The organism is Methanobrevibacter cuticularis (assembly GCF_001639285.1).
Classification (GTDB): domain Archaea; phylum Methanobacteriota; class Methanobacteria; order Methanobacteriales; family Methanobacteriaceae; genus Methanobaculum; species Methanobaculum cuticulare.
The window spans coordinates 1-866 of record NZ_LWMW01000046.1 but is presented as its reverse complement, the minus strand read 5'-3'; the positions used below and the strand labels follow the sequence as shown (position 1 = coordinate 866).

At 30.7% G+C, this 866-nt stretch carries 1 protein-coding gene; it reads left to right on the top strand.

Annotated features, from left to right (window positions below; genetic code table 11):
* Positions 1-866, top strand: an 866-nt coding sequence (locus tag MBCUT_RS11140; protein WP_169805352.1) for a hypothetical protein, incomplete at both ends; no start/stop codon positions are given.

Sequence of the window (866 nt, the reverse complement as noted above, 5' to 3'; positions counted from 1 at the left end):
TGTTGGTGATTTATTAAGCTTCAACTACACTGTGTATTTGAATGGTTCTAGTGATAGTTCTGGTTCTGATTTATTGCCTTCTATGAATGGTGTTTATTGGAATGGTACCTTTTTCAAAGAGTTTGGTTTAAGCAATAATGGTATAATTGAAGTACCAATTCAAACTATTGCTGATCCGAATGTTGTCTTTAAAAATTTAAACGGCACTATCATTGGTAGTGGTATCTTCACACTAACTGGAACTATTAGTAAAGGTAATATTACTAATATTACTGTTGATCAACTAACTATTGTAAATAATAGTTTAGCTGATATAACTTTACATATTAATCCAAATATTTGGGGTCTAGCACCTACCATATTCGAAGTTACTATTAATGGTCAAAAGAAGAATGTTACATTTGTTAATGGAACTGGAGTATTCACTGACTATGATTATGGTCAGCTTGGAAATCAAAACTTATCAATAAGCTTTGCAAGTACAGATGATTATAATCCTGCAAGTACTAATCTTAGTACTAGTTTTAAAGATAATGTAAACTTAGATATTACAGTTGATGATGTTAGCTATGGTGATAATGTTACTGTGGTGATTAATGCAACTACACCTAATGGCACAGCTATCTTAGATGGAGTTTATGAAGTAATCATAAACAACATAACTTACAATGTAACATTTGTTAATGGTATAGGTAGAGTAAATATCACTGGCTTAGATGCAAATGAATACACATACACTATAGTATTTAAAGAAAACAACAATTACACAGAATCCGATGATAATGTGAATTTCATTGTCAGTAAATCAGGAACTATAATTAATGTTGACTTACCTACTGATGCTGTTTATGGTGAAAACTCCACTA